The organism is Rhizobium sp. PK7-22 (assembly GCF_056530405.1).
Genome location: NZ_CP096514.1, coordinates 312,050 through 334,248, shown reverse-complemented (window position 1 = coordinate 334,248; position 22,199 = coordinate 312,050). Strand labels below are relative to the sequence as shown.

The 22,199-nt window shown below is 65.1% G+C and carries 23 protein-coding genes and 1 tRNA gene; 8 read left to right on the top strand and 16 right to left on the bottom strand.

All coding sequences use genetic code 11. The annotated features are described in order from the left end of the window. Positions 1-19: 19 nt before the first annotated feature. Both hpt and M1E10_RS06420 read left to right on the top strand, forming a co-directional pair. Positions 20-574, top strand: a complete 555-nt coding sequence (hpt, locus tag M1E10_RS06425; RefSeq protein WP_499175549.1) for a phosphoribosyltransferase — start codon at positions 20-22, stop codon at positions 572-574. A gap of 120 nt (positions 575-694) precedes the next feature. Beyond that, a complete protein-coding gene (locus M1E10_RS06420; protein WP_499175548.1) occupies positions 695-1,072 on the top strand; it encodes a DNA-binding transcriptional response regulator in 378 nt (125 codons plus the stop codon). Positions 1,073-1,077: 5 nt separating this feature from the next. Here the strand turns inward: M1E10_RS06420 and M1E10_RS06415 are convergent, their stop codons facing one another. The 4 genes from M1E10_RS06415 to argH all read right to left on the bottom strand — a co-directional run bounded on the left by M1E10_RS06415 (position 1,078) and on the right by argH (position 6,904). Further along, a complete protein-coding gene (locus M1E10_RS06415; RefSeq protein WP_499175547.1) occupies positions 1,078-3,756 on the bottom strand; it encodes a TIGR02302 family protein in 2,679 nt (892 codons plus the stop codon). 161 nt (positions 3,757-3,917) lie between these two features. Then, complete coding sequence (gene lysA / locus M1E10_RS06410; RefSeq protein ID WP_499175546.1) at positions 3,918-5,186, bottom strand: diaminopimelate decarboxylase family protein; 1,269 nt, start codon at positions 5,184-5,186, stop codon at positions 3,918-3,920. A gap of 12 nt (positions 5,187-5,198) precedes the next feature. Continuing rightward, positions 5,199-5,393: a lipoprotein gene (gene lptM / locus M1E10_RS06405; RefSeq protein WP_499175545.1), complete on the bottom strand. Its 195-nt coding sequence runs from the start codon at positions 5,391-5,393 to the stop codon at positions 5,199-5,201. 107 nt (positions 5,394-5,500) lie between these two features. Then, the gene (gene argH, locus M1E10_RS06400) at positions 5,501-6,904 is read right to left on the bottom strand and encodes an argininosuccinate lyase (protein ID WP_499175544.1); all 1,404 of its coding nucleotides are present in this window, start codon (positions 6,902-6,904) and stop codon (positions 5,501-5,503) included. A gap of 24 nt (positions 6,905-6,928) precedes the next feature. Here argH and tlpA point away from each other — a divergent pair, with 24 nt between their 5' ends. Further along, positions 6,929-7,603, top strand: coding sequence for a TlpA family protein disulfide reductase (gene tlpA, locus M1E10_RS06395; protein ID WP_499175543.1), 675 nt, complete (start codon positions 6,929-6,931; stop codon positions 7,601-7,603). Here the strand turns inward: tlpA and M1E10_RS06390 are convergent. From M1E10_RS06390 to M1E10_RS06360, 7 genes are all read right to left on the bottom strand, one after another. Further along, positions 7,600-8,478 (bottom strand): 3-hydroxybutyryl-CoA dehydrogenase, encoded by an 879-nt coding sequence (locus M1E10_RS06390; protein ID WP_499175542.1) that lies wholly within the window; start codon positions 8,476-8,478, stop codon positions 7,600-7,602. The genes tlpA and M1E10_RS06390 overlap by 4 nt on opposite strands. 120 nt (positions 8,479-8,598) lie before the next feature. Then, the gene (locus M1E10_RS06385) at positions 8,599-9,528 is read right to left on the bottom strand and encodes an electron transfer flavoprotein subunit alpha/FixB family protein (protein ID WP_499175541.1); all 930 of its coding nucleotides are present in this window, start codon (positions 9,526-9,528) and stop codon (positions 8,599-8,601) included. Positions 9,529-9,553: 25 nt separating this feature from the next. Beyond that, the gene (locus tag M1E10_RS06380) at positions 9,554-10,303 is read right to left on the bottom strand and encodes an electron transfer flavoprotein subunit beta/FixA family protein (protein ID WP_499175540.1); all 750 of its coding nucleotides are present in this window, start codon (positions 10,301-10,303) and stop codon (positions 9,554-9,556) included. Positions 10,304-10,445: 142 nt separating this feature from the next. After that, positions 10,446-11,192, bottom strand: coding sequence for a rhomboid family intramembrane serine protease (locus tag M1E10_RS06375; RefSeq protein WP_499175539.1), 747 nt, complete (start codon positions 11,190-11,192; stop codon positions 10,446-10,448). A gap of 21 nt (positions 11,193-11,213) precedes the next feature. Next, positions 11,214-11,786, bottom strand: coding sequence for an ATP:cob(I)alamin adenosyltransferase (locus M1E10_RS06370; RefSeq protein ID WP_499175538.1), 573 nt, complete (start codon positions 11,784-11,786; stop codon positions 11,214-11,216). 1 nt (position 11,787) lies between these two features. Beyond that, on the bottom strand, positions 11,788-11,985 hold the full coding sequence (locus M1E10_RS06365; RefSeq protein WP_499175537.1) for a twin transmembrane helix small protein: 198 nt from the start codon (positions 11,983-11,985) through the stop codon (positions 11,788-11,790). A gap of 21 nt (positions 11,986-12,006) precedes the next feature. Next, the gene (locus tag M1E10_RS06360) at positions 12,007-12,840 is read right to left on the bottom strand and encodes an oxidoreductase (protein WP_499175536.1); all 834 of its coding nucleotides are present in this window, start codon (positions 12,838-12,840) and stop codon (positions 12,007-12,009) included. On the opposite strand from M1E10_RS06360, the gene M1E10_RS06355 reads away from it, so the two are divergent. Further along, positions 12,821-13,843: a YihY/virulence factor BrkB family protein gene (locus M1E10_RS06355; RefSeq protein WP_499177101.1), complete on the top strand. Its 1,023-nt coding sequence runs from the start codon at positions 12,821-12,823 to the stop codon at positions 13,841-13,843. The two genes, M1E10_RS06360 and M1E10_RS06355, sit on opposite strands and share 20 nt — an antisense overlap. On the opposite strand, the gene gluQRS is transcribed toward M1E10_RS06355, so the two are convergent. Beyond that, positions 13,808-14,704, bottom strand: a complete 897-nt coding sequence (gene gluQRS / locus M1E10_RS06350; protein ID WP_499175535.1) for a glutamyl-Q tRNA(Asp) synthetase — start codon at positions 14,702-14,704, stop codon at positions 13,808-13,810. The two genes, M1E10_RS06355 and gluQRS, sit on opposite strands and share 36 nt — an antisense overlap. A gap of 30 nt (positions 14,705-14,734) precedes the next feature. Between gluQRS and M1E10_RS06345 the strand changes: the two genes are divergently transcribed. Together M1E10_RS06345 and M1E10_RS06340 are read left to right on the top strand one after the other, a co-directional pair. Then, the gene (locus tag M1E10_RS06345; protein WP_499175534.1) at positions 14,735-15,379 is read left to right on the top strand and encodes a DNA-3-methyladenine glycosylase family protein; all 645 of its coding nucleotides are present in this window, start codon (positions 14,735-14,737) and stop codon (positions 15,377-15,379) included. 90 nt (positions 15,380-15,469) lie between these two features. Beyond that, complete coding sequence (locus M1E10_RS06340) at positions 15,470-16,027, top strand: HNH endonuclease (RefSeq protein ID WP_499175533.1); 558 nt, start codon at positions 15,470-15,472, stop codon at positions 16,025-16,027. Here M1E10_RS06340 and M1E10_RS06335 read toward each other — a convergent pair. Together M1E10_RS06335 and M1E10_RS06330 are read right to left on the bottom strand one after the other, a co-directional pair. After that, positions 16,024-16,545, bottom strand: coding sequence for a disulfide bond formation protein B (locus tag M1E10_RS06335; protein ID WP_499175532.1), 522 nt, complete (start codon positions 16,543-16,545; stop codon positions 16,024-16,026). The genes M1E10_RS06340 and M1E10_RS06335 overlap by 4 nt on opposite strands. Positions 16,546-16,709: 164 nt before the next feature. Then, a tRNA-Leu gene (locus tag M1E10_RS06330) sits at positions 16,710-16,794 on the bottom strand. Between the two features lie 221 nt (positions 16,795-17,015). On the opposite strand from M1E10_RS06330, the gene M1E10_RS06325 reads away from it, so the two are divergent. After that, a complete protein-coding gene (locus M1E10_RS06325; RefSeq protein WP_499175531.1) occupies positions 17,016-17,660 on the top strand; it encodes a polysaccharide biosynthesis GNAT family N-acetyltransferase UppQ in 645 nt (214 codons plus the stop codon). Positions 17,661-17,759: 99 nt separating this feature from the next. After that, positions 17,760-19,394 carry an acyl-CoA synthetase family protein gene (locus tag M1E10_RS06320; protein WP_499175530.1) on the top strand — a complete coding sequence of 545 codons (1,635 nt, stop codon included), beginning with the start codon at positions 17,760-17,762 and terminating at the stop codon, positions 19,392-19,394. Between the two features lie 22 nt (positions 19,395-19,416). On the opposite strand, the gene M1E10_RS06315 is transcribed toward M1E10_RS06320, so the two are convergent. Both M1E10_RS06315 and M1E10_RS06310 read right to left on the bottom strand, forming a co-directional pair. Continuing rightward, on the bottom strand, positions 19,417-20,700 hold the full coding sequence (locus M1E10_RS06315; protein WP_499175529.1) for a GNAT family N-acetyltransferase: 1,284 nt from the start codon (positions 20,698-20,700) through the stop codon (positions 19,417-19,419). Between the two features lie 2 nt (positions 20,701-20,702). Continuing rightward, the gene (locus M1E10_RS06310) at positions 20,703-22,115 is read right to left on the bottom strand and encodes a lipopolysaccharide biosynthesis protein (RefSeq protein WP_499175528.1); all 1,413 of its coding nucleotides are present in this window, start codon (positions 22,113-22,115) and stop codon (positions 20,703-20,705) included. Positions 22,116-22,199 lie beyond the last annotated feature (84 nt).

Genomic DNA, 22,199 nt, shown 5'->3' with positions numbered 1-22,199 from the left:
AACCGCCCAGGAGAGCCCCATGCCCGTTGTTCGCGGCAAGAACATTGAGCCGCTTTACACCGCCGACGCCATCGCGGAGCGCAATCGCGCCATTGCCGCCGAGATCGCCAAGGGGCCGACCAACGACCTTCTCGTGATCGCCATCCTCAAGGGCTCGTTCATCTTCGCGGCAGATCTGCTGCGCGCCCTGCATGATGTCGGGCTGGCACCGGAGGTCGAATTCATCACCTTGTCCAGCTATGGCGCAGGCACCGTCTCCCAGGGCGTGCGCATCGTCAAGGACATCGACAGCGACGTAAAGGACCGCGACGTCCTGCTGATCGACGACATCCTGGAGTCCGGCCGCACGCTGCTGTTTGCCAAGGAACTGCTCTACGAGCGTGGCGCCCGCAACGTCTCGATCGCCGTGCTTCTCGACAAGAGCGTCAAGCGCAAGGAAGAACTGGAAGCGGACTACGTCGGCTTCGAATGCCCCGACTACTTCGTCGTCGGCTACGGCATGGACGTCGCCTATGCCTTTCGCGAGCTGCCGTTCGTCGGTGTCGTCACCGGCGATGCACCCTCCGACGGCTAGCGATCTCCTCGCACTTCCTTAACCATGGTTAGCGTCGACCGGGGCCGCGTTTACTCCTCGACAACTAAAGTCTGGTGATTTGCTCCCAATGTAAAACACAAACGGGAGAAAGCGATCATCATGGCAAAGATCCTGGTAACCGAAGACGAGAGTGCGCTGCGGATGTTCGTGGCGCGGGCGTTGCGTCTCGACGGTCACGAGACCCATGAAGCCGGTGACGGCGCCGAGGGGCTGGAAAAGCTGTCGGAGTCGGAATTCGATCTCCTGCTTTCCGATATCCGCATGCCGGTGATGGACGGCATCGAACTGGCCCATCAGGCGGCCGCGCGCCATCCCGGACTGAAGATCCTGCTGATGACCGGCTATGCCGAGCAGCGGGAGCGGGCGGATGACCTGGCGTCGAAGATCGTCGACGTAGTGCAGAAGCCCTTCGCGCTTCCCGAGATCCGCCGGGCCGTGGCCCGGGCGCTTGCGGAAGAAAGCTCCTGCGCGGCGTGAACCGCTCAGCGTATCTCCAGTAGCCGCTCCAGGTAGCGGCGTTCGGACTCTCCGGAGATGGAATTGCCAAGCCGCTCGCGGATCGCTTCCAGGATCTCGCGGGCCCGCTGGACGTCTATTTCGTCCGGCACCCTCACCTGGTCGCTGAAGTCGGGGCCGGTGGTCGCCCGCGGGCGGCCGAGCGGGTCGCGGCCGTTCTGGTTGCCCTGCGCCGCCTCTCCCTGGCCTTCGCCCTGGCCCTGGCCCTGCTGCATGGCCTGCATCATCTGCTGCATCATGTTCTGGGCACCCTGACGCAGCGCGTTCAGCGCATTGCCCTGGCCTTCGACGGCCTGCTCGCCCTCGCCCTGTCCCAGCGCCTCGCCGGCATTGCCCATTTCCCGTTCCGCCTGTCCGAAGCCCTCGCCCGGCTGCATGCCGAGCTCGGCAAGACCCTTCTGCAGTTCCTGGAGCTGCTTGCCGAGACCTTCCTGCTGCGCGCGCAGGTTCTTCAGCGCCTCGCGCAACTGTTCGGCAGTCATCTGGTCCGTGGGGGATCCCTGCTGGCCCTGCTGGCCCTGCTGACCCTGCTGGCCTTGCTGTTGCTGCTCTCCCTGCTCGTAGGGCTGCTCACCCTGCTCGCCGGGATCGCCGCGCTGCATGCGGTCGCGCAACGCCTGGTCCAGCTTGAAGGTCTCGTCCATCAGCCGCTGCTGCTCCTGCATGATCTCGCCGAGCTTGTCGATCTGCTCGCGCATCTGGCTGTTCTGCTGTTGCTGCTGACCCTGCTGGCCCTGCGGCATCCGGCCGGCCTGGAGGTTGTTCATCATCCGCTGCAGCTCGGACAGCATCTGCTGGGCCGCATCCCGGTTGCCGGAGCGGGCGAGATTCTCGATCTGGTCCATCATGTTCTGCAGGTCACGCTGGCGGATCATGTTCTCCGCCTGCATGTTCTGCTGCATGCGGGGGCTGTCCTGCATGCGCTGGGCCAGTTCCGACATGAACTCCTGCATCGCCTCGCGCAGTTCCTGCATCAAACGGGCGACTTCCTCGTCGGTGGCACCGTTCTCGAGCGCCTCGTTCAGGGCGTTCTGGGCATCGCGCAGCCGCTTCTCGGCAGCAGACAGGTCGCCGTCCTCGATGCCGAGGGCGATCTCCCAGAGATAGTCCGCCGTTTCCTTCAGCTGTTCCTCACCCCGTGAGAGCTCCATCCGTCCAAGCGCGGAGCGGATCAGCAGGAAGTGGGCGAGGTTGGGAATCGTTTCGTCGGGGCGCAGCGCCAGCACTTCGTTGAGGGCGATGGCATGCGGCATCTGGCGGGTGTCGAGCGAGAAGACCTGGCGCTGTTCGGCCACTGCCGCCGCCAGCGGTTCGGAGAAGGGGCGGCCCGGCAGCACCATCTCGTGAGGCGGGCTTCTGCCCGTCTGGCCGGCACCATCGGTTGCGACGAGGGTGACACGCACCCGCTTGCCGGCCAGGGGATGCTCGGTCAGGTTCCGGCTCGTGAGCCCCTTCGGGTTGCGCAGATCCCGGCGCGGCAGGTCGAGCTTGAACTCCGGCGCGGGATAGAGCGGCGTGGCGTCCGGCGCCGGCGCTTCGACGGGCTCGATCAGCGCATGAGCCTCGCGCAGGCCATAATCGTCCTTGCCGGTGAAGCCGATTTCCAAAGCTCCGTTCACCGCGCGTTTCGGCTGGCCGTCGAAGGCGATCTCGGGCGGCAGGTCGGGGATGACGTCGAAGGTCCAGGTCTCGCCGTTGACCGTCAGCGCACCGCTCTCGGCCACCTTCATGAGGTAGGTGCGGGGCGCGAGCGGCCGGTTGTCCGGGGCCGGAGCGGCCGGCGTTGTGGCTTCCGCCCCTTCCGCCCCTTCCGCTCCGGCTGCCGCGGCTTGCCCTGCGGCCGTTTCCTCGCTGACGAGCGTCGCCGGCGTGTCGCTGGACGCGGCTGCAAAGACGACGGCTTCCTCGCCTTCGCCGCCGGTCACGCGGACCGTCAGGTCGGAATGCTGCGGAACGGAGATGGAGGTGCTGGCGCTCGCTTCGCCGCCGGTCAGGAAGACGGGTGCGCGGCTTGTATAGGAGGGTGGCGTCAGCCAGGCGTCGATCCGCAGATCCGGATTGATGCTCGACGGTGCAGCCGGTGCGCGAAAGACATCGGCGATCCGGCCCGCGCCGTTGGAGAAGGAGAAGCCGAAGGCGACGACCAGCAGCAGCGCCGGAATCGCGCGCAGGGCGAAGCGGTCGTGGCGGGCAATGTCGGGACGCGGCATGCCGGCATCGAGCGCGGCGATGCGCTCGGCCATGCGGACCTGGTGTTCCTTCCACAGCGCCCTGGCGAACGGCGTGTCGAATGCGGGCATGTCCTCCTGGACGGCAACCGGCTGGTGCTCCAGCCGGTTGCGGTCCTCGAGAAGACGATCGGCGTCACCCGCGCTCGGCCAGCGTGTGCGCACGAGCGGCAGGAGACTGAAGAGGAAGGCGAGACCAAAGAGGCCGGCCAGCGTCCAGCGCAGGAGGTCGATGTCGGTCCGGAAGACGCCGAGCCACGCGACGGAGAGAAACACGGCGGCGACGGCGAGCGGCGGCAGGAGCCGCGGTGTCAGCCGCTCCAGGAAAAGCACGAGCCTTGCAAGCGACCGCTTCAACGCGACGCGCCGGGCCAGCACAGGAAGGGCGTCGAAGGCGCCTTTGCGGGTGTTGCTCATGCAGACCGTCTCCTGTGGCGGCGCAAAATAGAGGTCGCGCCACGTCGGGCGAACCAAGCCGTCAAGATAGCAGTCTTTGTGGCGAAGACGAGGGCGCCGGCTCTCTCGCCCGCAGTTTTCCGCGGCGGGTCGAGCAAAAGTGAACAGACGAGATCAGAGCGTCAGGCCAGCCATTCGGGCAGGGAATCCAAGCCGATCAGGTCGTCATAGCTGCCGCGCGGGCGGATGACGTGGAACTCGCTCCCCTTCACCAGTACTTCCGGCACGAGAAGGCGGGAGTTGTAGGTGCCGGCCTGGACCGCTCCATAGGCACCGGCCGAGCCGACTGCAATGAGGTCTCCGGGCGCGGGTGCCGCCATCTCTCGGTCGAGGGCCAGATAGTCGCCGGTCTCGCAGACAGGGCCGACGATGTCGCCCCGGATGCGCGGTGCATCGGCGGCGGGCACCACCACCGGACGGATCTCGTGATAGGCCTCGTAGAGCGTCGGGCGGATCAGGTCGTTCATGGCGCCGTCGACGATCACGAAGGTCTTCTCGCCGCCATCCTTCACGTAGATCACCTCGGTCACCAGGATGCCGGCGTTGCCGACGATCAGGCGGCCGGGCTCGGTGACGATCCGGCAGTCGAGGCTGTTCAGCTGCGTCTTGACAATCTGGGCATAGGCATCGGGCAGCGGCGGCGGGTTGTTGTCATCCTTGTAGGGAATGCCGAGGCCGCCGCCGATGTCGACGTGGTCGATGCGATGGCCGGCGGTACGCAGTCTGTCGACCAGTTCGCGCAGCAGCCGGAAGGCATCCTCGAAGGGCTGCAGCTCGGTAATCTGGCTGCCGATATGCATGTCGATGCCGGTGACCTCGATGCCCGGCAGTGTCGCGGCGTGGGCATAGACCTCGCCGGCACGCTCGTAGGAAATGCCGAACTTGTTTTCCTTCCTGCCGGTCGAGATCTTCGCATGGGTGCGGGCATCGACGTCCGGGTTGATGCGGAAGGAGACATGGGCGCGCTTGCCCATCCGCTTGGCGCGCTGGTTGAGGACTTCCAGCTCGGGCTCGGACTCGACGTTGAAGCAGTAGATGCCGGCTTCCAGCGCAAGGTCCATCTCGGCGGCCGTCTTGCCGACGCCGGAGAACATGATGCGGCTTGCCGGAATGCCGGCCGCCAGCGCCCGCCGCAGTTCGCCGCCGGAGACCACGTCGACGCCGGCGCCCAGCCGGCCGAGCGTCTTCAGCACCGCCTGGTTGGAGTTGGCCTTCATGGCATAGCAGACCATGGCATCGACGTCGGCGAAGGCCTTGGAGAAGACGTCGTAGTGGCGTTCCAGCGTCGCCGTCGAATAGCAATAGAAGGGCGTGCCGACTGCCTTGGCGATCTCCGGGATCGGCACATTCTCGGCGTGCAGCACGCCGTCGACATAATGGAAATGATTCACGTCAGCGTCCGCTCAGAGCAGGGGGTCGAGGAAAAAGGACTTGTCGGCGACCGGCTCGGGCCTGCGGTCCTCGCCGGTCCTGCGGATGTTCTGCTGGTCGACCGGCGTGCTCGGACGATCAAGATCGCCCTTTCGGCCGCATCCGGCAAGGACTATACCCGCGATGGCGAGCGTCAGGATTGTGGTGCCGAATTTCTGCAAGCCCATCGACGTTTCACTTCCTTGTTGCTGGTCTGGCCCTACGGGCGCGAACTGCGATCGTACATAGCGAAGTTTACGCCGCTTGTGCAGTACGGTTAGCCGTCAATGTTTGCCTAGTTGCGGCTGCGCCACCAGGTGATCTGCTTGCGCACCTCCGACGGTGCCGTTCCGCCAAAGCTCGTGCGGCTGGCGACGGAGGCGTCGACGGTAAGAACGTCGAAGACCGTCTCGGTGATGGCCGGATGGATGCCCTGGAGATCGTCCAGCGAAAGATCGGCCAGTTCGCAGCTCTTTTCCTCGGCCAGAGCCACGGCCCGGCCCGTGACATGGTGGGCGTCGCGGAAGGGCAGGCCGGCTTCGCGCACCAGCCAGTCGGCGAGGTCGGTCGCCGTCGAATAGCCGGAGCCGGCGGCGGCGCGCATCCGGTCGACGCGGATCGTCATGTCCCGAACCATGCCGGTCATGGCGGAAATCGCCAGTTCCAGGTTCTCGGCGGCGTCGAAGACCTGTTCCTTGTCCTCCTGCATGTCCTTGGAATAGGCCAGCGGCAGACCCTTCATGATCGTCAGCAGGGCAACCAGCGAGCCGTTGATGCGGCCAGTCTTGGCGCGCACCAGTTCGGCGGCGTCCGGGTTCTTCTTCTGCGGCATGATCGACGAGCCGGTCGAGAAGGCGTCCGAGAGCCGGACGAAGCCGAACTGCGGCGTCGACCAGATGACGATCTCTTCTGCCAGGCGCGACAGATGCATGGCGCAGATGGCCGCAACGGACAGGAACTCCAGGGCAAAATCGCGGTCGGAGACGGTGTCGATGGAGTTGCGGGTGGGCTCGCGGAAGCCGAGCGCCTTGGCCGTCATGTGCCGGTCGATGGGGAAGCCGGTGCCGGCGAGCGCTGCGGCGCCGATCGGGCATTCGTCGAGGTGATCGATGGCATGGCGAACCCGCTGGCGGTCGCGGCCGAACATTTCCACATAGGCCATGCAGTGATGGCCAAAGGTCACGGGCTGGGCGGTCTGCAGATGGGTGAAGCCCGGCATCACCGTGTCGGCGTGCTCTTCGGCACGATCGAGGAAGGCGAGGATCAGGTTGGTCAGCAGCTTTTCGGTCTTGGCCAGCTCCTCCTTGACCCAGAGGCGGAAATCAAGCGCCACCTGGTCGTTACGCGAGCGGGCCGTGTGCAGGCGTCCGGCGGCCGGACCGATCAGCGTCGCCAGGCGCGCCTCGATGTTCATGTGGATGTCTTCGAGCTTGCGGGAGAACTGGAAACTTCCGCTTTCGATCTCTGACAGGATCGTGTTCAGGCCTTTAACGATCTTGTCTTTATCTTCCGCCGAAATGATGCCCTTCTCCGCCAGCATGCTCGCATGCGCCACTGAGCCGCGGATGTCCTGGGCGAAAAGCTTCTTGTCGAAGCCGATGGAGGCATTTATCTCCTCCATGATTGCATCCGGCCCGGAGGCGAAACGACCGCCCCACATCTGGTTGGAGGATACCGTGTCCTTCGTGCCGTCAGCCATGAGTGCAATGTCCTGGAGTGCTTGATGACGAACAAGAGACCGCTTGGCCTTCCCCCCGCCAGATTGATAGTGATCGCCGCCGTTGCCGGCCTGATCGCCGGGGCTGTTGCCGTATACGTGAGGACCGCGGGGTCTGGCAATGCCAACGTGGCCGGCACGGAAGTGGCTGCGGCAGGCGGGGCCTGCGAGGGGACGGCCGAACTGGCGCGCAGGGTCGACGAGCTGGCGCGCGGCGAAGTGGCGGCCATGACGCCGGTCGAGCCGCCGCGTCCGGTTACCCTCTCGTTCAAGGGGTCGGAGGGGCAGGACCTTCAGACGGGCGACTTCCAGGGCAAGACGGTGCTTCTCAACCTCTGGGCCACCTGGTGCGGTCCGTGCCGCGAGGAGATGCCGGCGCTGAACACCCTGCAGACAGACATGGGCAGCGAGGATTTCGAGGTGGTGGCCGTCAACATCGACACGGGGTCGGACGAAAAGCCGAAGGCGTTCCTGGCGGAAACCGGCGTCGACGCGCTGGGGTATTACCGCGACAGCAGCATGGGTGTCTTCAATGCACTGAAGAAGGAGGGCCTCGCCTTCGGACTTCCGGTGACGCTGCTCCTCGACAGGAACGGCTGCCTGATGTCGGCCATGAACGGACCGGCGGCCTGGGACAGCCCCGATGCCAAGGCAATGATCGCCGCCGCAAAAGGGTCCTAGCGGGTCGGAACCGGCGTCTCGCCGCGGTAGTCGTAGAAGCCGCGGCCGGTCTTGCGGCCGAGCCAGCCGGCCTCGACGTATTTCACCAGCAGCGGGCAGGGCCGATACTTGGAATCCGCCAGTCCGTCGTGCAGCACCTGCATGATCGACAGACAGGTATCCAGGCCGATGAAATCGGCAAGCTGCAGCGGCCCCATCGGATGATTGGCGCCGAGCTTCATGGCGGTATCGATCGCGTCCACGGAGCCCACACCCTCGTAGAGCGTGTAGATCGCCTCGTTTATCATCGGCAGCAGGATACGGTTGACGATGAAGGCCGGGAAGTCCTCGGCGACCGTCACGGTCTTGTCGAGCGTCGAGACGAATTCGCGCGCGGTGGTGAATGTCATCTCGTCGGTGGCAATGCCGCGCACCAGTTCCACCAGCTTCATCGCCGGGACAGGGTTCATGAAGTGGATGCCCATGAAGCGCTCGGGACGGTCGGTCGCGGAGGCCAGGCGGGTGATGGAGAGGGAGGAGGTGTTTGTCGCCAGCAGTGCCTCGGGCTTCAGGATCGGGCAGAGCTGCGCGTAGATCTTGCGCTTGACAGCCTCCTCCTCGGTGGCTGCTTCGATGACCAGATCGACAGGGGCGAGATCATTGATGTCGGCGGAACCGGAAATCCGAGAGAGCGCCGCCTTGCGCTCCTCGTCGGTCAGCTTGGAATTGCTGACCTGGCGGGCGAGGTTGCCGTTGATCGTGGCCAGTCCGGCCTCGATCCGGTCCTGCGAGAGGTCGTAGATATGGACCTTGTAGCCGGCTGCTGCACAGACATGGGCGATGCCGCACCCCATCTGGCCCGCTCCGATCACACCGATGCTCTGAATTGTCGCCATGGTGTCTCTCCCGCAGGCGTCTGATAGCGCCCGAATTGATGCCGGCCCATTCCTGGACCGACACGCGTTCATGTGGCCTGTCGTCTCTTTCTATCGCCGTTCGCAGTTGCGAACAACGGTTCAAAGTGCCTTCTGAAGCTCCGGCAGGAGTTCGAAGAGATCGCCGACGAGGCCATAGTCGGCAACCTGAAAAATCGGTGCTTCCTCGTCCTTGTTGATGGCGACGATCACCTTGGAGTCCTTCATGCCGGCGAGGTGCTGGATGGCACCGGAGATGCCGGCAGCAATGTAGAGATCCGGGGCGACCACCTTGCCCGTCTGGCCGACCTGCCAGTCGTTCGGTGCGTAGCCCGCGTCGACCGCGGCGCGGGACGCACCGACGGCGGCACCGAGCTTGTCGGCGAGCGGCAGGATGACCTCCTGGAACTTCTCGGCGGAGCCGAGTGCGCGACCCCCCGAGACGATGATCTTCGCCGAGGTCAGTTCCGGGCGTTCGGAGGAGGCGATCGCATCGGACACGAAGCTCGAAAGCCCTGCATTGACGGATGCCGAAACCGTTTCCACGGAAGCCGAGCCGCCTTCGCCGGCCGCCTGGAAGGCAGCGGTGCGGACGGTGATCACCTTCTTGGAATCGGTCGACTGTACCGTCTGGATGGCGTTGCCGGCGTAGATCGGGCGCTTGAAGGTGTCGGCCGAAATCACCTCGGTGATCTCGGAGATCTGCATCACGTCGAGCAGGGCTGCAACGCGCGGCATGACGTTCTTGGCGGATGCTGTCGCCGGCGCAATCAGCGTGTCGTAGTCGCCGGCGATCGAGACGATCAGGTCGGCGAGGGGTTCTGCCAGGCCGTTGGCTAGATCGCCGCTGTCGGCCAGCAGGACCTTGGCAACGCCGTCGAGCTTGGCAGCGGCGTCGGCCGCGCCCTGGGCGCCGGAACCGGCCACCAGCACATGCACGTCACCGCCGATCGACTTGGCCGCCGTCAATGCCTTGGCGGTCTGATCGGACAGGGTGCTGTTGTCGTGTTCGGCCAGAAGAAGAATTGCCATGATGTTGTCTCCCTGTTCTTCCGACTTAAAGCACGCCGGCTTCGGTCTTGAGTTTCTCGACGAGTTCGGCAACGCTTGCCACCTTGATGCCGGCCTTGCGTCCGCCCGGCTCCTCGGTCTTCAGCACGGTGAGGCGCGCCGTGGTGTCGACGCCGAAGTCGGCCGGGGTCTTCTTGTCGAGCGGCTTCTTCTTCGCCTTCATGATGTTGGGCAGCGAAGCATAGCGCGGCTCGTTGAGACGAAGGTCGGTCGTGACAATGGCCGGGAGCTTGACCTCGACGGTCTGCAGGCCGCCGTCGACCTCGCGCGTCACCTTGGCGGAGCCGTCGCCGATCTCGACCTTCGAGGCGAAGGTCGCCTGGCCCCAGTTCAGGAGGGCGGCCAGCATCTGGCCGGTCTGGTTGCTGTCGTCGTCGATCGCCTGCTTGCCCATGATCACGAGACCCGGTGCTTCCGCTTCGGCAATGCCCTTGAGGATCTTGGCGACCGCCAGAGGTTCGACCGGCTGGTCCGTCTCCACCAGGATCGCCCGATCGGCGCCCATGGCGAGACCTGTACGCAGCGTCTCCTCGGCCTTGGCCGGACCGATCGAGACCACGATGACCTCTTCCGCCTTGCCGGCTTCCTTCAGCCGCAGCGCCTCTTCCACGGCAATCTCGTCAAAGGGGTTCATCGACATCTTGACGTTGGCGAGTTCGACGCCGGTTCCATCCGGCTTGACGCGGATCTTGACGTTGTAGTCGACCACTCGCTTCACAGGCACCAGGATCTTCATGGGGTCCTTCCTTGACTTCTCATCGGGCCGCAAGATGCAGCCTCTCCCGTTCGTGTTCTCGTCAGTGGGCGACATGGATACGCATTTTTGTGACGATTACAACGCGGTTTCGGGCTGCAAGTCCTGTCGTTTGGTCATATCCCTATGACGACGAGCGTGGGACCAGCGGAACACTCGGCCTCGTCACCACGGCCTTCGGTAGCACGACCTTGCGGTCGAAAAGCGGCACACCCTTGCGGCGCATGACGAGCACGAGAACGGCGCCGGATAGAATTCCGCCCACATGCGCACCCCAGGACACCATGCCGTCGAGGTTGAAGGCGAGCATGACAAACTGCTGCACGAGCCACAGGGCCAGCGGGATAAAGGCCGGCAGCGGAAGCGGGATGCGCATGAACACCAGGACCCAGAGCCGCACCCGCGGATGCAGGATGAAATAGGCCGCGACTATCCCCGATATGGCACCCGAGGCACCGATCAGCGGCCCCTGCGAGGCCGGCGTGACGAGTGCGTGAAACAGCGCTCCGGCTGCGGCGCATAGCAGATAGAAGGCGAGGAAGCGGACATGCCCCAGGGCGTCCTCGACATTGTCGCCGAAGACCCAGAGGAACAGCATGTTGGAGGCCAGGTGCCAGACGTCCAGATGGACGAAGGCATAGGTGAGGAAGGTGGCATTCTCCGGCACCAGCACCACCGAAGGATCCAGATAGGCCTGGTCGAAGATGACGGCGGGTATGAAGCCGAGGCCCAGCGCCGCCAGTTCCCCGACCGCCGACGGCGCCACCGCCGTGACCGCCCAGACCAGGACGTTCACCGCGATCAGTCCGATCGTCACATACTGGACGCGGATGTATTTCAGCGTGTTGGCGTCATGGAGCGGGATGAACATGTGCTGGGATCCCGTTCGTCGTCACCGGTTCTTGCCCGGCACCCACAGGACGTCCGCCTTGCCATCGTCGTTGGCGTGCCGCGACGCCACGAACAGGAAGTCCGAGAGGCGATTGATGTACTTCAGGGCCGGGGCTCCGACGGGCTCCTGCCGCGACAGCTCCACCATCAGCCGCTCGGCGCGGCGCGAGACGGTGCGGGCCAGATGCAGGGCGGCTGCGGCGGGCGATCCGCCCGGCAGCACGAAGGAGCGCAGCGGTTCCTGCGCGGCATTCAGCGCATCGATTTCGGACTCGAGTCTATCGACCTGCGCCTCCACGACGCGCAGAGGCTCGTATTCGGGATTGTCGAGGATCTCGGGATTGGCAAGATCGGCACCCAGATCGAAGAGGTCGTTCTGGATACGTGCCAGCATGGCGTCGAGCTCGGCCATGCCGGCGGTGTGCAGCCGCGCCAGGCCGATCGTCGAGTTCGTTTCGTCGACGGTGCCGTAGGCATCGACCCGCAGATCGTGCTTGTCGCGGCGGGGGCCGCTCACCAGTGCAGTGGTGCCCTCGTCGCCGGTGCGGGTGTAGATCCTGTTCAGCCTGACCATCTTACCTGCCGCCGCCCGTAATCCACAGTGTCAGCATGATGAGCACGATCGCCACCGCCTGCAACATCAGGCGCAGCTGCATCAGCTTGTTGGATTTGTTCGCGTCGGTGCCCTGCGCCATGTTGAAGAGCCCCCGGACGAGGACGATGGCCACGAGGCCCATGGCAATGACGGCAAGGACGGTGGTGAATGTGGACATATGCTGTGCTGCCTTGTTGTGTCAGTCGAGCCTACGCATCAACCGATAGAAGAGATCAGCGGGAAGCAGCCTTTTCAGGAGTGCTCCCTGTTTTGCGGGGGTGGTCACCAGATAATGTGGTTTGGGCCGTGCCGCGGTCAAGGCGTGCGTCAAGACGTCATAAACGGCTTCCGGCCCCAGCTTGTGGCGATTTTCGGGACCCGTTCCGGTGAGGCGCGCCATTTGCCGCTTGTACTCTTCGGCGTGAGCGGAATTCTGCAGGTCGATATGCTCTTCGATCTTTGCCAGCGCATTGGCGGTGAACCGCGAGGCGATCGGCCCCGGCTCGATCAGGCTCACGTGAATGCCGCTGCCTTCAAGCTCCATGCGAAGCGTCAGCGTCAGGCCCTCCAGGGCATATTTGGAAGCGGTATAGGCGCCACGGTAGCGGTAGGGCAGGAGCCCGAGGATCGAGGAGCAGTTGACGATCCGGCCCCGGCCCTGGCCGCGCATCACCGGGATCACCTGTCGTGTCAGCTCATGCCAGCCAAAGAGGTTGGTTTCGAACTGCGCGCGCAGCACTGCCGTCGACAGATCCTCGACGGCGCCCGGTTGGCCATAGGCGCCATTGTTGAAGAGGGCGTCGATCTGGCCGCCTGTCCGCTCCCTGACCGTCTCGACCAAAGCCGTGATCGTCGCCTCGTCGGTGTAGTCCATCAACAGCGCTTCGATGCCGTCCGCGTCCAGTGCCGCCAGGTCATCGTGCTTTCTGACGGTGGCAAAAACGCGCCAGCCGTCCGCCCGCAAGGCCCTGGCGCAATGGGCGCCGATCCCGGAAGAACAGCCGGTGACGATAATGCTCTTGCGCTGCTGCATCATTCCTCCTGTACAAGGCGGCCCTCCATCCCATATTCGGGGGGCGGTGACAACGGAGCTGACCTTGGCTGAAAACAGCAGCAGGATTCGCGGACTGGGTCTGGCCTATAAGGTGGCCTGGGACGCCTATTGTCACTTCAACGAGGACGACGGCTGGGCTATGGCGAGCCATGTGGCCCTCTCGGGCCTGCTGGCCCTCTTCCCCTTTCTGATCTTCGGAACGGCGCTTGCCGGCTTTCTCGGCGCCAGCACGTTCTCGGAGACCGCCGTCCACCTGCTCTTCGACACCTGGCCGGAAAGCATCGCCGATCCGCTGTCCTCCGAGATCCGTCAGGTGCTGACCATTCCGCGCGGCGGCCTGCTGACGGTGTCCGTCCTGGCGGCCGCCTATTTCGCCTCCAATGGCGTCGAGGCGCTGCGTATCTCGCTCAACCGCGCCTACCGCGTCACCGAGAGCCGCTCCTGGTACATTACCCGCCTGGCAAGCCTCGGCTATGTCATTGCCGCCGTCATCATCTTTGCCATCATCAGCACCTTCCTCGTCGCGGTGCCGGTTGCGCTGCGCTATACGGAGCGGTTCTTTCCGTGGCTCGAGGACCTGCTGCGGGCAGCGTCGGACTGGGGCATCTACGGCACGGTGCTGGTTTTGATGGCCGGCCTGATCCTGTCGCACAAATGGCTGCCGGATGGCCGCCGCCGCATTGTCGATGTCTTGCCGGGGGTGGTGCTGACCCTGCTCTTGTGGACGGCCGGGGCGCTCCTGTTTGCCTCCTATCTCGCCACCTTCGCCAATTACGCTGCCACCTACGCCGGCCTCGCATCGGTGATGATCGTCCTCGTCTTCCTCTACATGGTCGGCGTCATCTTCATGCTCGGCGCGGAGATCAACGCTGCGCTGATGAAGTACCGGGTCTATTCCGTGGTGTCGCACGCGCGGCGCAAGCGCAATGGCCGCATCAAGACCGCCTCAAAGCCCGATCCGGCGCCGGATGTCGGCCGCTGAGGCTCCCGCCTCGCGCAAAGCCTGCAGGCCGGTCGACTTCTCGCTCTTGGAGAGCTTTCGGCCATCATCGCCCAGGATCAGCCGGTGATGGTGGTAGACAGGCTGCGGCAGGCCGAGAAGGTCCTGCAGCAGCCGGTGCACCGAGGTCGCCGAGTAGAGGTCACGGCCGCGCACCACGCGGGTGATCCCCTGCTCCGCGTCATCCACCGTCACCGAAAGATGGTAGCTCGAGGGTGCGTCGGAGCGTGACAGGATTACGTCCCCCCAGGCGGCAGGATCGGCGTTGATCGTCGCCTGCCCACCGTCGCCGGTTTCCACCCAGGTCAGTTGCCGGTCGACCGTCGCGAGCGCCTTTTCCATGTCGAGCCGCCAGGCATGCCGCGTCCCGCCGGAAATCCGCTGCTGCCGCTCGTCTTCGCTCCTATGCCGGTCGTCTACGGGATAGAGCGGCGCGCCATCCGGATCGCGCGGCCAGACGCCGCCTTCCTCTTCCGTCGCGGTCACGCGGGCCTTCACCTCGCCACGGGTCATGAAGGCCGGATAGACGAGCCCCCTCTCCCGAAGCCTCTCTAGGGCATTTGCATAGCCGGCAAAATATTGCGATTGTCGGCGCACCGGCATCTCCCATTTCAGGCCGAGCCAGGCGAGGTCGCGGTAGATGGCTGCCTCCAGCTCGGGCGTGCAGCGAGCGAGATCGATGTCCTCGATGCGCAGCAGGAAGCGTCCGCCGCTGTCGCGGGCCATGTCATGGTTGAGGATCGCCGACAGCGCATGGCCGAGGTGCAGGAGCCCGTTCGGGCTCGGGGCAAAACGGAAGACGGGACTTTGACCGGGTGTCGCAGGCATGGTTTCTTCTGGCATGAAATGGAGACAACGGCCACAGGAGAGGCGATGCGGGTGATTCGCGACGAGGAGGATCTGCGCGAGGGGCTGGCGGCGCTGCGGCTTTCCGATCCCCGGCTCGTGCCGGTGATCGAGGTCGCCGGTCCGCTGCCCTTGCGGCTGATGGCGCCGAGCTTTGCGGGGCTCGCGTCCATCATCGTCTCGCAGATGATCTCGAAGGCCAGCGCCGCGGCGATCTGGGTTCGCATCAGCGAGGCGGGGCCGGTCACGGCGGAGGCCTATCTGGCGCATTCGCCGGAGACGGTTTCAACCTTCGGGCTGTCGCGCGCCAAGGCGGCGACGCTCACGCATCTGGCCGACACCGTCTCCCGCTCCGGTCTCGACCTTGACGCCGTCTGCCGGCTGGATGCGGCTGCGGCCATGGCCGAACTCACAGCGCATCCGGGGATCGGCCCATGGACGGCAGAGGTCTATCTGATGTTCTGCGGCGGGCATCCGGATGTCTTTCCCTCCGGTGATGTGGCGCTGCAGGCAGCCCTTGCCGGCGCCTTCCGACTGCCGTCGCGCCCGGCGGCGCGGGAGGTCGTCTTGATGGCAAAAGCCTGGAGCCCATGGCGTTCCGTGGCGGCCAGATTGTTCTGGGCCTATTATTCGGTCAGCCTGCGCAAGGATGCCGCACCGCTTGTCGTCTGAGTATTCGACCGATGCCTGTTAATATGGCTTCACAATTCTGTGGCATCGGACCTAATATAAATCTGCAGATGCCAAATCAAGGAGCAGCCCTTGACGATTGCAGTGTCTCCCCAGTCCTTGCCGGCGCTCGTGCTGAACGCCGATTACAGGCCTTTGAGTTATTACCCCTTGTCGCTCTGGTCATGGCAGGACGCGATCAAGGCCGTCTTCCTCGACCGTGTCAACATCATCGCAGAATACGAACACTCGGTCTCCTCGCCGAGCTTTTCCATGCGTCTGCCAAGCGTCGTCAGTCTCAAGACCTACGTCCAACCGACACGGCACCCGGCCTTTACCCGGTTCAACGTCTTCCTGCGTGACCGGTTCGAGTGCCAGTATTGCGGTGCCCACGACGAACTGACCTTCGATCACGTCATTCCGCGGGCGCACGGCGGCCAGACCACGTGGGAGAATGTCGTTGCCGCCTGTTCCCCCTGCAATCTGCGCAAGGGCAGCAAGCTGCCCAGGCAGGCCAGCATGTTCCCGCACCAGAAGCCCTACCAGCCGACCGTCCAGGACCTTCACAACAACGGCCGGCTCTTCCCGCCGAACTACCTGCATGAAAGCTGGATGGACTATCTCTACTGGGATACCGAACTGCAGCCCTAGGCGCGTTTGTTCGATGCACCGAGGAAGGCGATGGCGGCGAGCACCAGGCTGGCGATGACGTTCCAGCCGGCAAACGACAGGCCGAGTACGCGCAGCGAAGCCTCCGTGCAGGAGGGGCCGTGGAAGGCGTTCAGGTCGTCGAGCAGGCTGCCGGCATTGGTGGCAGTCCCCGTGACGCTGGTGGCGCAGGTCGCCGGGCCTTCCCAGAAACCCCATTCGACGCCGGAGTGATAGACGCCCATGCCGGCGCCGACGAGCATCAGCAGACCGATGACGGCGAGCAGGCTGCGCACGGTCCAGGCCGGAAGCCGGAAGCTTGCCGCCAGGATGGCGGCTATGCCGACCGGGATGCCATAGTAGTAGGGATCGCGCTGCAGAAGGCAGAGGGCGCAGGGAATGTAGCCGCCGATGTGCTGGAATCCGAGCGCGCCGCCGACGGTGGCCACCATGCCCAGGGTCAGCGCCGCCGCATAGGCGGCATAGGTCCGTGAGGCGACGTGGGAAAGAACGCGGGCCATCTGCTTCTCCTGCAAAGGGCGAACGCGCGCCCGGTGCTCCCATAGATCAAACATTGGCCGGCTGTAAACGACGTCGCTTGCCGCGCCGTTTGCTGCGGTGTCTCACCGGGCTGGTTCACACCGTCTCGTATGAGCATGGCGTGGTCGTCTGATGAAGGTGATCGTGGTGCCCCGTGCCGGAATCGAACCAGCACTCCTCTCGGAACCTGATTTTGAGTCAGGCGCGTCTACCAATTCCGCCAACGGGGCACGGATGGTCCGAAAAGCGCTCTATCATGGGGTGCCGTCGGCATGCAAGGCGGAAGTCGGGCATCTTGCCGGCGTGTCTCCAGCTGAGACATGGGATCCAGCTATATTAGATCTTTCTTAATTAATCTGCCCGATCGCGTGTTTCGGCAGAAACCCTCTCGTAATCCCTGCGTTGAATTGACGCACCCGCCGATGATGTGTGGGTTCAAGGAGGAAGTGCCATGCAGAACAGGAAACAGATCATGCTGATCTCCGCCTGCCTCGTCCTGCCCATGATGGGTGGGGCTCATGCGCAGGATCTCGGTGTCTCGGTCGGAGGCGTCAGCGTCGGTGTCGGCACCAGCGACGGGCTGGGCGTCAGTGCCTCGGTCGGCGGTTCCGATGGGGTCAATGCCGATGCCACGGTCGGAGGCAGCAGCGGCCTGGCCGATGCCAATGCTTCGGTCGGTGGTTCGAGCGGTGTCAACGCCGGTGCCAATGTCGGCGGTGGCGGTGGACTCGATACCGGGGTCACCGCCTCGATTGGCGGCTCGAACGGCGTCAATGCGAATGTCGGCGCCGGCATCGGCGGTGGATCGGGCGTCGGTCTCAATGCTGGTGTTGGGATCGGCAGGGCCGGGACCGGCGGACCTGGCACGGGTGGCCCGGGAACGGGTGGTCCGGGTGCCGGTGGTCCAGGGGTCGGTGGCCCCGGAGCCGGCGGGTCCAATCCCGGATTGACGCCCAACCAGCAGCAGGCTTTCAGCACCATGCCGGACGACCAGCGCCAGCGGCTGCTGACCCGTTGCGGCGGTCTCCTCTACAGCAACGCTGATGCCGAACTCAGGAACCTCTGCCGCATGCTGCGGATGACCGCACAGCGCTAGGCGGCGGTTGCCGATGCACATCGGGAGCGGCTGCGGCCGCTCCTTGTGGCTCCCATTCCCCGGTGCTAGCAGAGACGGAGCCCCACGCGAAACCCGTTCATGCTGCTGCCCCTTACCTCATCCTACAACGAGCTTGCCCGCGATTTCGCATGGGAGATCCCTTCGCCTCTCAACATCGGCGAAGCGGTCAGCGACGCCTGGGCTGCAATCGATCCCGCGCGCGTCTGCCTGCAGCACTTCAGTCCCGACGGTCAGCACCTCTCGATGACCTATGACGCACTTTCGACGCGTTCCGGATCGCTCGCCAGCGGGTTTTGCGCGCTCGGCCTTTCCCGCGGAGACCGGATCGCGATCCTGCTGCCGCAGGGGTTCGAGACAGTCACCACGCATGTCGCGATCTACAAGATGGGCGGCATCGCCCTGCCGCTGGCGCTCCTCTTCGGCGAGGAGGCGCTGGCATATCGGCTGAAGGCGGCGGGCGCCGCCGCCATCGTCACCAACGCCTTCGGGTTGAGCCGGCTGCGGGCGATCCTTCCCGCGCTGCCGGACCTCAGGCATGTGATCGTGACGGGAGACGGGGCCGCGTCGCCGGAGTGTCTTGGCTTCGAGGAGCTGATCGACCGGCATTCCCGGCCGTTTCCGGTGGTGGCAACCCTGCCCGAGGATCCGGCGCTGATGATCTTCACCTCCGGCACCACCGGTCCGCCGAAGGCGGCGCTGCATGGCCACCGGGTGCTCGCCGGGCATATCCCGGGCTTCCAGATGGGGCACGACCTGGCGCCGCAGCCGGGCGACCGGATCTGGACGCCCGCCGACTGGGCCTGGGCCGGCGGGTTGCTCAACGTGCTTTTGCCGGCGCTGATGCTCGGCATTCCGGTCGTCTCCTCGCCGCCGCAGAAATTCGATGCCGAAATGGCCTTCCGTATCCTGTCGGAAATGAAGGTCCGCAATGCCTTCATTCCGCCGACGGCGCTCAGGCTTCTGAAATCGGTGCGCGATCCCCGCAATCGCTACGCACTCGACCTCAGGACCATCACCTCGGCCGGCGAGGCGCTGGGCCGCGAGACCTACGAATGGGCGCGGGAGGTGCTCGGCGTCACCGTCAACGAGCTGTTCGGGCAGACGGAATGCAATTTCGTGCTCGGATCCTCGGCAGCCCTCGGTGTCTCGCGCGCCGGTGCCATCGGGAGGGCGGTGCCGGGCCACCGGGTCGCAATCGTCGATGCGGCGGGCGCCGAGCTGCCGATGGGCGAGACCGGCCAGATTGGTATCCTGAGCCCGGATCCGGTGATGTTCCTCGGCTACTGGAACGACCCGGAGGCGACGGCTGCGAAATTTGCCGCCGGCTGGCTGCTGACCGGCGACCTGGGGCGGATGGACGATGGAGGCTATGTCGAATTCGTCGGTCGCGACGACGACGTCATCACCTCCTCAGGCTACCGTATCGGGCCGAGCGAGATCGAGGACTGTCTCTGCGGCCATCCGGCCGTGCAACTCGCGGCCGTCGTCGGCAAGCCGGACGCGTTGCGCACCGAGATCGTCAAGGCCTATGTGGTGCCGGCCGACGGCTACACGCCAGGCCCAGGGCTTGCCGAAGACCTTCGCGCATGGGTGAAGCATCGGCTTTCGATGCATGAATATCCGCGGGAGATCGCCTTTGTCGACGACCTGCCGCTGACCACCAGCGGCAAGGTGATCCGCCGCATCCTGCGGCAGCGCGCCGCGGCGGAGTGAGATCCGTCTTTGACGGCTTCGGCTATTCCGGGCGACGTGCGATGGACAGGATCTTCTGCCGTAGCAGGCGCGCCATGTTGCGGGTGCTGTTGTACATGTGAAGCTGGTTGGCGGCCTGGCGCACGTCCCTGTCGCTGTTGCGGGCAAGGCCTATCACCAGCGTTCCCATTTCCTCCCGTTCCTTCCAGAACCGGCTCATGATCGGATGATCCGGCACGGCGCAGGAGTCCGACCGCAGGATGTTGGCGTCGTCGAGGTGCCATTCGGTCAACCGGACCATCAGCAGCTTGCCGGGCGAGTAACGGGCGAAATCCTCGTCGTAGGCGGTCTTCCAGGTGAAGGCCTCGCCGGCCATCACGAAGACGATCATCGAGGCAATCGCCTTGCCCTCGAACTCGACGGTGTGGACACGCACCGCATCGATTTCCGCCAGATTGGTGATCGCCTCGCGGGCGAAGGCGGAGCGGTAGCGGTCGTTGATCAGCGCGGAGCGCTTGCGACCCTTCCAGCCTTTCGCTTCGAGTGCCAGGAATTCCTCCATCTTCAGGCGTACCGCCTCCGGCTGGCGGGCCACCGCATATTCCAACCGGCCCTTCTTGGCGAGCTGGCGCCACTGGCGGCCGAGATCGCGGTAGTGGTGGGGGGAAATGGCATCCTTCAGATAGGTCTCCGCCGGCTCGGCGCTGTCGAGCATCGGCCGCACCATGGTGTCGGTGAGCGTCACCGGCAGGTCGCGCGAGACGGCGACGGCGCGCATCAGCTGCGCGAAGCGGCCGTTGACGCGGATCTGGGGGATGACCAGGACCGAGGGCAGGCGGGCCTCCGGTTTGGCAAGCGCCTCCAGAAGATTGTCGAGCGTCTCGGCTGCACCCTCGGCATCCACCAGCGGCGTGCCCAGCGGGCCGAAGGGATTGGCCCAGACGCGGATGATCGCCGGTCCCATCGAGAAGCCCGGTTTTTCAACCGTGAACGGCATCAGGAGCCGCATCCGGCTGCGGTCCCCGTGCTCGTCGCGGATCAGCGCAAAGCGGACCTGCTTGTCCTCGACTCGGGGCATGGCGGGTGCCAGCAGGCCGGCGCTGAAGAAGATGTTCGGTTCCATCGCCCGGTTCGTCAGGAACTCTAGCTCCTGCTGCATCTCGTAGCCGAAGGAGGCCGGATAGAGGCAGAGATCCCGGCCTCCCAGGCCGATGGCAATCTGGATGTCGGCGTCGGGGCGGTCGCGCTGCCAGGCGGGCGACGGCGGTTGTGGCCAGCCCGAACCCAGCATGTTTTCGAAGTCAGGGCTGTTGGGTGGTGGAGCCATCGTCATGCAGCCTTGGAATGCGCGGGTGGTTGGGGACGCAGGAGAGCAAACAGCACGATACCGAGCGTGCGTCGCAGGGCCAGATGCAGAAGCAGCGTCTCGATCATCATGGCGATCGCGGTCGCGATCGCGGCGCCCGTCAGGCCAAAGCGAGGGATGAGGATGATGTTCAGCACGATGCTGGCGGCCAGCACGGCGCCATAGACGAGCACGCAGAGCTTCTGATGCCCGGCCATGCTGAGCAGCACCTCGCCGGGGCCGATCAGGGCCTTGGCCAGGATGCCGGCAAAGAGGATCGGCAGCAGCCAATAGCCTTCCGTGAAGGCCTCGCCGAACAATCCCAGCAACTGCCTGCCGACGAGGAGGAGCGTCAAGCCGATCGCCAGCGCCGGCCAGAAGCTCCAGCGGGCCGCCTGGCCGGCAAAATCCGCCAGGGCCGCCCGGTCACCGGTGGCCAGCAGGATGGAGAAGCGCGGCCCTGCGGCAGCCTTCACGGCGAAGGCGACGAACTGGACCAGCACGATGATCTTGGTGGCGGCGAAATAGATCCCCACCTGGTCGGGCGGCAGGTAGAGACCGACGACCACGACGTCGGCATTGGTCAGCAGGAAGCCGATGCCGTCGATCAGGAAGATCGGCAGCGTGTAGGCCAGCCATTCCGCCGGCGCGAGGCGCAGCCTGCCTTGCCCGTAGGTCTTCCGCAGCCGGCGGCGCAGGCGCACGTATTGCACGAGCGTGGTGAGATAGGTCGCCGCCAGTGCCGACTGCATGGCCGTCACGGCGGTATCGGGCGCGCCCATCCAGACGGCCGCCACCATGAAGACGAGGATCAGGGTGGGACGGGCGAGGAAGGTCGGGCTGAGCGCCGTCACCGTCCAGCCGTTCGCCCGTGCCGTGCCGTCCAGCACGTCGCCGAGTGCAATCATCGGCAGGGTGGCGAGCGCCAGAAACAGCGGCACCAGCCAGTAGCTCTCGAACAGATGCGGGAAGAGTTCCAGGACCAGGAAGCCGATAGCCGCCAGGACGGTCGCGGAGATCATGGCGGAAAGTCGGGCCGTGACGTTGAGGCCACGGGCGGCGGCCAGATCGCCGAGCGCCTCGTGGTGCGGCAGGAAGCGGATGACGGCACTCTGGAAGCCCAGGCAGGACAGGCTGCCGCCGAGGATGACCAGCACCCAGACGAAGGCGAAGATGCCGTATTCGAATTCACCCATCAGCCGCGCCAGGATGATCTGCGACACGAAGGCGATGGCGGCGCTGACGAGGCGGATCGCGAAGGCGGTCAGCGCCTGGCCCTGCGCCCGCGCCGTTTCTCCGTCGTTCGCGAGCGTTCCCGCCAGCCGGTCGCGCCACGGCGCCAGCCGGATGCGCAGCCTCTGGGGCAGGAACCTCTCCGCTGTGTCGATGATCGCCATGATCGGCACGCAATACTCACATCAAACAAAAACGCTGACGCCAGTCTTGCCACGACAGGGTTAACAATCCTTTCGAACCATCGG